The sequence below is a fragment of the Mycobacterium sp. genome (genome assembly GCF_049278535.1).
Lineage (GTDB): Bacteria > Actinomycetota > Actinomycetes > Mycobacteriales > Mycobacteriaceae > Mycobacterium.
Genome location: NZ_JBAPMI010000364.1, coordinates 1 through 3,796 on the forward strand (window position 1 = coordinate 1; position 3,796 = coordinate 3,796).

The following is a 3,796-nucleotide window of genomic DNA, read 5'->3' on the forward strand; positions in this document are numbered from 1 at the left end:
GCCTTCGAGCGTGACGACCCGCGCGGTGGCGAGGCTGACCTGATTCTGGCCAAGCACCGTAACGGCCCGACCAAGACCGTCACCGTCGCTCACCAGCTGCACCTGTCGCGCTTCACGAACATGGCGCGGTAGTGGCCTATGTCGTAGGTCTTTACGACGCCCAGCGACGCCCGCTTGGCCGCCTTGAGCGCCGCCGCAGGTGGAGTGGTCTGGTCCTTCGTGGCAACCTGCACGAGAACGGGGACCGTGACGTCGCGAATCTGCTTGCCAGCGTGATGGATCCGAAAGAACCTGTACGGACCGATTACCAGAGAGACCGGGTCTGCGTGCCGCCGCCCAGAGCTGAGGCTAGTTGTAGGAGGTAGGCGGCGGCGTAAGTAGGGCATCGTCGTAGTAGGAGTAGCGTACTCGCCGATCCCCAGCGGCGGGATGCCCTGCGCTTCAACGCGTTCCACCTCGACCGCGGTGACCACCGTGCAGTAGACCGCCGAATTCTTCTAACGCGCATATCTGATGCCGCGCCCGGCCGCGCCTTCCGGTGCCCTGTCCGCCCAGCCGGCTCGGGCCGGCGCCGCCGACCTCCTCTATGAATACCCCCGTGAATGGCGAATGGTCCGCTGACTAGTACGCCTGAGGGGTTGGACTATCCGTTGGGTGCTTCAAGCTCGGTCACCAGCCTCTCTTGGGTGGCCGCCCACGACGCCAGGAGCGCGAGACCGTCAGCGGTCGGCGTGGCCGCGGGCGCGGTGTAGATGATGAGGTGCAGGCCGGGGTCGGCGGGCAGTTCCATGGACTCGACGTCCAAGTCGAGCTGGCCCACGATCGGATGGCGCAACCGCTTGCGTCCAGACCGTTGCAACCGCACGTCGTGAGATGCCCACCGCTGTCGAAATAGCTCACTGCACGTTGACAGTTCGCCGACTAAGGCGATCAGCTGCTCGTCGTGCGGATTGCGGCCGGCTTCCATGCGTAGCTTCGCGGCCGCGTCACTGGCCATTTGGTCGTAGTCGACAAAGAAGTCTTTGGCCGCCTCGGGAGCTAGATAGACGAACCGCGCTGTGTTCGCGGGCCGACGCGGGTCAGCCAGCACCGGTGAATACAGCGCGCGGGCGAGTTGATTCATAGCGAGCACGTCATAACGTCCGTTACGGATCCAGGCCGGCGCATCGGAGATGGCGTCGAGCACCTGTTGCAGCGTCGAGCGCACCTTCACGGCAGGCCTGCGCCGGCGTCGGCCGCTGGGTGCCCCGGATTGGCGCGCCAGGTGGAACAGGTGGTCGCGCTCGGCTTCGTCGAGTTGCAAGGCAGAGGCTAACGCCTCGAGCACGCCATCGGAGGCACCGGCGAGGTCGCCGCGCTCAATGCGCACGTAGTAGTCGACTGATACCCCCGCCAGTAGCGCTACCTCCTCGCGACGCAGACCTTTGACCCGACGATTGCCGCCGTAAGCGGGCAGGCCCGCCTGCTCGGGTGCGATGCGGGCGCGACGCGAGCTGAGAAACTCCCGGATCTCGGCGCGTAGATCCATCGTGGCCATCCCCTTACCGTAAGCCCGTCCTTGCAGCCTGAGGGAGGCACTGCGGGTACCCCGACGGCCGCGTTGAAACCCGACTTGGAGGTGTTCACGAGGGTCCGTCGGCCGCCGGCAAAGCCTCGCGCCGACGCTTAGGGCGTACCCGTTGCGGTAGTCGCGATGCCGCCGTCGACCGCGATGATGGTGCCCGTGAGGTAGGACCCGGCCCGGCTAGCGAGAAACACAGCGATTCCCGCCATGTCGTCGTCGCGGCCGAGCCGGCGCAAAGGCGCCGCCGCCGCGATCGTGTCGCCGACGGCATCGAGCGTGGACGCCATCATCTGCGACGGGAACGGTCCCGGTGCTACCGCGTTCACCGTGACGTGCTGTGGGCCCAGCTCTCTGGCAAGCACTCTGGTGAGTTGATGGAGTGCCGCCTTGCTGCTGGCGTACGAATAGTTGGGCGACTGGGCGACGTGGATGGCGGCGATACTGCCGATGTTGATGATCCGCGCGGGATCATCGGCGGTGCCCGCCCTGCGAAGTGCGGGGAGCAGCGCCTGCACCAGCCAGAACGGCGACTTGAGGTTGAGGTCGACCACTGTGTCCCAGGCCTCGTCCGGGAACGTCGCTAGCGGCTCACGCCACATCGCTCCCGCGTTGTTGACGAGGATGTCCAGGCGTTCCGAGTCGACCTGGACAAGGTCAGCGAGGCGCTGACACTCGTCGTGCCTGGAAAGGTCGGCGGGTATAGCTTGAACGTCGCCGAATTCGGATAGTAGATGCTGTGTCTCCGCGCACGCATCTGCCTTGCGTGAGCTGATAACGACGCGGGCGCCCGCCTGGAGAAGGCCGCGCGCTATCATCATCCCAATGCCTCTGGTGCCGCCAGTGACAAGGGCGTACTTCTCACTCAGATCGAAAAGTCCTGTGTTAGTGGTGGATTGATTGTCCGCCATTCGTCTCCGTCCCTTCTGTCTTGGAAGAATGCGCCGACACCGTCGCGCATTCGGGACAGCTGGATTGAACTGATTGGGGTAAAGCTGCAGTGCGTGTCCATACAGTGTTGTCGGCGCTTTCGTTCAGGGCGCTGGGGGCTCGGGCGGCCGCGGTGCGCGCCTCTCGTGGGATCCATTACTTCTCCTCGGTGTAGCTGGGAGCCCACTCAGCCAGGTTGACAGGCGTTTTGGGCCGTCTGCGAGACCCTGGTGATACAGGTACTGTCAGAGCCACCCTTGCCTGGTGCGCCGACTCACGCTGGCACAATCATTCCTGCACAGTCACTTTCTCCACCATCGACCGCCAGACAGTAATGGGTCGTATCATCAGATAATTCAACACGCACGCGCGGGATGGTGATGCTGACGGTTCGAGTTACGTTGTGTGCCAGCAGCTCTCAGTGCAACGGTCCGCGCTGCCTTAATTGCAATGTCGCGCAATACAATTCGCTATGGGCAGTACTTCACATCACATAATGCCGGATACCGACACTGGGGCGTATGGCTGTAGTTATGCGAGGCCGCCGAGATCCGAGGTCGTGTGTCACAGTGACGAATCATTCGCCGACGCATGGAAAGGTTGCACTGGTGCCTGCGAGTGTCTCGAGTCAGTTAGAGCGCCGCTTCGAAAAGTGGACACGAACCTGAGACAACTCGGTGTGGACATGAACTGAGACAACTTGCATCGCTGCACTTCTGTTATGGGTCGTGCACCAACTTCAACAAATGAGCCGCCTGGTGAGCACCGTGCACGCTCGGGCCAAGCGCTCCGAGGCAATCACCTAAGCCGCTGTTGATGATTGCAGCCTTCCCCTGACTGACGCCCTCGTAGAAGCGCGTCAGCGTCGCCACGTCGCCGGTCACCAGTCGGGTTTGCTCGAGAGGTCATCGTGAGTTGTCCTGATGTCGTCCCGCCTTGAACTAGCTACGATACGCTATCGTAGCTATGTGTCGCAGTCAACGGCGGCCTACACATCAGCCCCGCAACGTGAGGCCGCTAGTCCAAGGCCTGGGACGCCACAGCGTTCTGCGGCAACCGACAGGTCGGTTGGGACGCTCGCCGGGACCCACCACCCGCGATCCGAGCAGAACCATTACTCCCGTGTGCGCCGCCGCTGCGTCCCGCAGGGCAGGGCGGTTCACGGTCGAAACCCCTGCGCCTACAAGCACGGAGAGGAACGGGGCCGTGGGCGCAACGCGGGCATCACGGGGTGTGAAGCGCCCGCTTGACGACCCCGCGGACGAAGGCATCGTCGATCTCTTGGCGTGCAAACCACCGGCGGTA

At 63.7% G+C, this 3,796-nt stretch carries 3 protein-coding genes; 1 reads left to right on the forward strand and 2 read right to left on the reverse strand.

Annotation, left to right across the window (positions count from 1 at the left end):
• The coding region (locus WAO18_RS23570) for a hypothetical protein (RefSeq protein WP_422208648.1) at nt 1-132 on the forward strand (132 nt) is incomplete at its 5' end.
• A gap of 511 nt (nt 133-643) precedes the next feature.
• On the opposite strand, the gene WAO18_RS23575 is transcribed toward WAO18_RS23570, so the two are convergent.
• A complete protein-coding gene (locus tag WAO18_RS23575) occupies nt 644-1,537 on the reverse strand; it encodes a helix-turn-helix transcriptional regulator (RefSeq protein WP_422208646.1) in 894 nt (297 codons plus the stop codon).
• Between the two features lie 128 nt (nt 1,538-1,665).
• Entirely contained in the window at nt 1,666-2,472 is an 807-nt protein-coding gene (locus WAO18_RS23580) for an SDR family oxidoreductase (RefSeq protein ID WP_422208647.1), read from the reverse strand.
• Nucleotides 2,473-3,796 lie beyond the last annotated feature (1,324 nt).

Bases quoted from the DNA above. Each gene is read 5' to 3' on its own strand.
- WAO18_RS23580 (WP_422208647.1), bottom strand. From the start codon at position 2,472: ATGGCGGACAATCAATCCACCACTAACACAGGACTTTTCGATCTGAGT.
- WAO18_RS23575 (WP_422208646.1), bottom strand. From the start codon at position 1,537: ATGGCCACGATGGATCTACGCGCCGAGATCCGGGAGTTTCTCAGCTCG.